5 protein-coding genes are annotated in these 4,926 nt (G+C 63.3%); all 5 read left to right on the top strand.

The genetic code is table 11. The features are described from left to right. Positions 1–578: bacteriophage T4 gp5 trimerisation domain-containing protein (locus tag H5407_RS23235; RefSeq protein WP_404935656.1), on the top strand; the 578-nt coding region annotated here is incomplete at its 5' end. Between the two features lie 3 nt (positions 579–581). Continuing rightward, a complete protein-coding gene (locus H5407_RS23230; RefSeq protein ID WP_183106868.1) occupies positions 582–1,766 on the top strand; it encodes a DUF2169 domain-containing protein in 1,185 nt (394 codons plus the stop codon). Further along, the gene (locus tag H5407_RS23225) at positions 1,763–3,415 is read left to right on the top strand and encodes a polymorphic toxin type 15 domain-containing protein (protein ID WP_183106867.1); all 1,653 of its coding nucleotides are present in this window, start codon (positions 1,763–1,765) and stop codon (positions 3,413–3,415) included. Before H5407_RS23230 ends, H5407_RS23225 begins: the two co-directional genes overlap by 4 nt. Then, positions 3,412–4,071 (top strand): GAD-like domain-containing protein, encoded by a 660-nt coding sequence (locus tag H5407_RS23220; protein WP_183106866.1) that lies wholly within the window; start codon positions 3,412–3,414, stop codon positions 4,069–4,071. Before H5407_RS23225 ends, H5407_RS23220 begins: the two co-directional genes overlap by 4 nt. A 365-nt stretch (positions 4,072–4,436) precedes the next feature. Continuing rightward, the coding region (locus H5407_RS23215) for a hypothetical protein (RefSeq protein ID WP_183106865.1) at positions 4,437–4,926 on the top strand (490 nt) is incomplete at its 3' end.

The raw sequence follows: 4,926 nt of genomic DNA, 5'->3' as shown, positions 1-4,926 counted from the left end.
CCGAAACCGTGGACCACGACGAGACGATCACGGTGCACAACGACCGCAAGGAGCGGGTGGACCACAACGAGACGATCAGCATCGGGGACAACCGCACCGAGGACGTGGGGCAGAACGAGACCATCACGATCGGACAGAACCAGACGGTGAGCATTGGGTCGAATCGGAGCGTGACCATCGGCGGCATGAAGACCGAGACGATCACGCTGGCCAAGGCGGAGACGATCGGGCTGGCCAAGGCGCTGACGGTGGGCGGGGCCTACCAGACGACCGTGGGTGGCTTGATGAACACCACGGTGGCGCTGCAGCAGATGGAGCAGGTGGGGCTCAACAAGAGCAGCAAAGTCGGCAAGACCTACCGCCTGGAGGCCGGGGACAGGATCGAGCTGGTCTGCGGTGAATCCAAGATCGTGCTGACCCCGCAGGCGATCTACCTGGACGGGCCCGAGGTGCACATCAAGTCCGGCAGCTATGTGCACGTCGATGGACCGTCAGACATTCTGATGAATGGCGGCAGCGCACTTTCGGCGCCCTCGGGCGATGACGCGGAAGAGGCTGGCGCAGACGGGCAGGGCTGATCAATGGCCCAGCTGGAAACCGTCACCCCCTTTGCCCTGGCCCACTACCGCAAGGAGGGCTATGCGCGCCAGGAAATGGATGTCATGGCCGTGCGGGCGACCTTCCGATGGACGGACGATGGCGCGCCGCTGAAGCTGGCCGAGGTGCAGCAGCCCATTCGCTGGGGAGAGACTTATGAGGGGCCGCAAGATCAGATCCAGCGCTGCGTCGTGGGCAGCGATGGCGATGTGGAGATCGGCAAGCCCACCACCGACATCCACGTCTGCGGGCATCTCATGGCGCCCAGTGGCCGCGCGCAGCGGGACTGGCTGTCGCTGGTCCGCGTGGGAGACACAAGCAAGACATTGCGGGTCTGCGGGCCGCGTCAGTTTGAGAAGGGGCTGACGGGCTGGAGTCTGACCCGCCCGACGCCTGTCGAGCAGATCAGGCTGGACTACCGACAGGCTTTTGGCGGGATCCAGTTTGCCTCCCAACTGGACGAGCACGGGCATCCGGAATATTGCGCCTTCGCCGGCAACCCGGCGGGGCAGGGCTGGTTGCCCGACGTGACGGACCTCAAGCCTCTGCCCAAGGCGGCACGACAGGAGATCGAGCAGAAGATCAAGGCGATCAGGCAGCAGGCGGCTCCGCAGGTCGAGGATCCACGGGCGCCCGTCAGCAGCCCCTTCGATCGCCAGGCCACACAGGGCCTGGGGCCCATCGCCCGCTGGTGGAGCCCGCGCAAGGAGCGGCAAGGCACGCTGGACGAGACCTGGCGCCAGTACCGCTACCCTGAATGGCCCGCTGACTTTGACAGCCATTACTACAACAGCGCCCATCCCGATCTGATGTGCCGCACGCGGCTGCAAGGGGATGAAGCTGTCACCCTGGCCAATTGCGTGGTCCAAGGCGCCACGCGCCGAGACGGCGACTGCTTCCTGAACACTCAGCTGCCCGGTATGGCGGTCTATGCCTATGCCGAGTTCGAAGGCTCGGACACCGTGCAGCTGCTGGACTTCCTGCTGGACACCGTCAGCATCGACCTGGACCGGCAGGAGATCAGCATGACCTGGCACCGGCTGTGCATGCCGCATCAGTCGCTGAAGTCGGCGCTGATCGGCGGCATGCCGCTGGACCTGATGCGGGAGATGCAGCGCAAGCGCGCCGCGAAGCTGCCCGTCGCCCCGCCGGCTGGAGCCGTGCCATGAGCGGATCCGCCAAGCACGCCGGCAATGCGGATGCGCAGTGGCGCGCCGTGACCAAGCAGCCCGACCTGTGCCGCGTCGGCAAGGACGTGGTGGGGTTCAGCAGCTTCTCGCAGCTGGACAACAAGGTGACCCATTCGCCGGACGTGTATGGCGATGGCCTGCAGATCTACCGCGTCGGCGACTTGTTCAAGAACGTCCAGGCGGATGCCGGCAGCCACATCGTCGCCGGGACCTCGCAGGGCTCGGGGCATGTCCTGATCCTGTCCGGGCATCCCACCATCAAGCTCAACAAGCAGCCCATGGCCTGGCAGGGCAGCGAATGCCTGATCAACTGCAATGCGGCCGGCATGGGCGGCGCCAAGGGCGAGCTGGTGACCGTGGTCAAGCCCATTCCCCGGCCGATGCTGGAGCGCATGGGAGACGAGTCGGGCAAGGTACTCAAGGACAAGGTCAAGGGGCTCAAGGAGAGCGGAAAGACGATCTGGGAGGCGTTGCCGTGGACCTCGGACGAGGCGACGACGGCGGCGGCCCGGGGCCGTATCGCGCAGGGGTTCAGCGACATGGCGGACGGCCTGGGGGCGCTGTTCGGCGCGAATCCCGACTTCGTCAACGCGGCCTATATGAGCGGCGATCCCAAGAACATCGCCCTGGCCAACGAGCTCCTGGCCAACCAGCAGCAGGCGGCCGGGGCGATCGTGGACTCGATCGGGCAGAGCTGGCGAGAGTCCAGCGCACGCAGCGGCACGGCCGGCGCGATGGCCATGGTGGTGACGTCGCTGGGCACCGAAGTGGTGGGCGGCAAGGGGCTCGGCGCCCTGGGCCGCGTGGCCGGGCGGATCGCGGAGATCAGCAAGCTGGCCAAGACCCCGCTGGAAGCGGCGCAGATGCTGGACAAGGAGGTCAAGGCCGCCCGCGCCGCAGGCAAGAGTGCGGATGAGATCAAGCTGCTGGAGGAGGCGCGCGGCAAGAAGCTGGCCGAGGCCCGAGCGGCGCAGGAAGCCAGGGGCGCGGGCAAGGACGCCGGCAAGGGCGGTGGTGGGGACGGCGGCGGTACTGCGGCGCACATCCGCGCCAAGCGGGTGCCCTGCTTCCATCCGTATGACAAGAAGAAGTTCAGGCGCCTGTCGCCGGACCAGAAGAAGGACTACCTCAAGGAGATGTCCGAGCAGCTCAAGCGCCAGCAGGATGCGATCAACAGCATGACGGCGGCGGAGTTCAAGGCGGCGCGGGAGGCTTTCGCCAAGTACGGGCGCAATCCGATGGCGGAGGGGGCGCAGGAGGGGTTTAGAAAGAACTTTTCTGACACCGTCGCTGAGTCGATAAAGAAGAGCCTGCAGGGAGGGGGGATGAGCTACAGCCAAGCGAAGGCGGAGGCTGCCGCGCGAACCAAGGAGTTGATGGGTAAGCTCGCGGCACTGCATGAGCCGGACATGGTGGCGGGTGGCTGGTTGGCACCTGATCCCAAAGGGATGGGGCGCGCAGACGTCAACTCCTCCATCGGTGGCAGCTGGAATCAGAAGGCACCGGGCGATCCGACCAGTCGTGTGGGGCACATGGAAAGTTCAGCCAACGACGCCATCAAAAATGGCCATGGATCCGACAAGATGAATGTTCAGCTAGAAGTTTGTAGAGGAAAGGGACTGCGATGAGGGATGAAGACTTTGAGGGCTTTATCGAGGAGTTCGGTGAGGCGACCTATCACCAAGCGGTCCCACAAGAAGCCATAGACCAATGGCGAGGCAAGCTGCCAGACAAGTTGCTGCATTACTGGCAGACCGAGGGCTGGAATGGCTACGCCCATGGACGATTCTGGATCGTCAATCCCGACGACTATGAGGACATCGTGGATGAGTGGCTGGAAGGCTCACCGCTGGAGCAAGTGGATAGCTTCCATGTGATCGCCAGGACCGCATTTGGGAAGATTTATCTATGTGGTGAAAAGGCTGGTTGCGAAGTCAAGATTGAATGCGGTCTGCATGGAATTTTCGTCATGGATCTGGAGCCCAAGGAGCGATCGATTTGGGAGCGCGAGTTGCCTTGGTTCTTCTCCAGCAGGTCTCCTGATGAAGTGGATTTCAACGATGTCCATGGTGAGCCCTTGTTCAACCGCGCACTTGCTTCCCTTGGCCCCCTGGCCCCCGACGAGATGTACGGCTTCGAACCCGCCCTGGTGCTGGGCGGAAAGATCACGCTGGACCGTCTGCGCAAGGTCAAGATCGACCAGCACCTGACCATTCTTCGCCAACTGGCAGCCCCCACCATGCCCTTCGGCAACATCGATATCCAGAAGCTGCTGAAGTCCTGAACGTGTGAGGGAAGGTATGCCGAGGCGCCCTCGATGCGCTGACCGCTTGCCGCTTCGGAAAGGCTCCTGCTTTCACGCATGAGTCGCGCCGTTATTTGCTCACGGGTGAGTCGCCCCGGGTTTCGATGAGGCTCCAATTCGGCAGCGGCAACCGCTGCAGTTGCCCCCAAGGAGCCCATTAGGTTGCACTTAACCGTCGAGTTGCAACTTCGACGTTCTATGTATGCTGAATCGCTTCATACCAAGGTGGGGAGCACGGAAGGCGAATGGCATCAGGTGTCGGTCTGGCGCCTGCAATCCGGCAGTGTTGGGCAACAATGGCTATGCGCCGGCAATGGCCGCTCCGAACGTTCGAGCTCCTGCACATGATCGTCTTCCTGGATACAGAGTTCACGGACCTTCTTCGCCCCGAGCTCCTCAGCATGGGGCTTGTCAGCCTGGACGGACGCGAGCTCTACGTCGAACTGAATCTGTCGAGCGACGTTGGCATCTCTCGCCGGAGGGGCGCTTCCAATTTCGTCCTCTTTGAGGGAGTCCTGGATCAGTGGGATAAGGTCCCCAATGCCGTCTCAACTGAATGGGAGATGGGCCGCCGAACCGGCGAATGGCTGCTATCGATGTCCGAGGAGGCCAGCGCTCGAGTCGAAGTGGCCTTTGACTACCCTGTGGACTTTGAGCTGCTGGCACTTTCCGTCCGCAATGCAGGACTGTGGGAGCAGGTGCGTGAGTCGGTACTCCCAGTCAACATCGGCGCCCTTTCTGGTAGCCCAACCGGTGAAATCGCTGCCGAGGAGTGCTTCCGCGATCTTCGAAAGCGAGGGCTGGGCCGTCATCACGCCTTGGCTGACGCTCTTG

The sequence above is a fragment of the Mitsuaria sp. WAJ17 genome (assembly GCF_014174515.1).
Taxonomy (GTDB): Bacteria; Pseudomonadota; Gammaproteobacteria; order Burkholderiales; family Burkholderiaceae_C; genus Roseateles_B.
The sequence above is the reverse complement of the archived record's forward strand: the minus strand, read 5'-3'. Positions and strand labels throughout refer to the sequence as shown.

What these genes read in the sequence shown, in the direction of transcription:
- H5407_RS23230 (WP_183106868.1), top strand. Translation starts at nt 582, where the DNA reads ATGGCCCAGCTGGAAACCGTCACCCCCTTTGCCCTGGCCCACTACCGC.
- H5407_RS23220 (WP_183106866.1), top strand. Translation starts at nt 3,412, where the DNA reads ATGAGGGATGAAGACTTTGAGGGCTTTATCGAGGAGTTCGGTGAGGCG.
- H5407_RS23225 (WP_183106867.1), top strand. Translation starts at nt 1,763, where the DNA reads ATGAGCGGATCCGCCAAGCACGCCGGCAATGCGGATGCGCAGTGGCGC.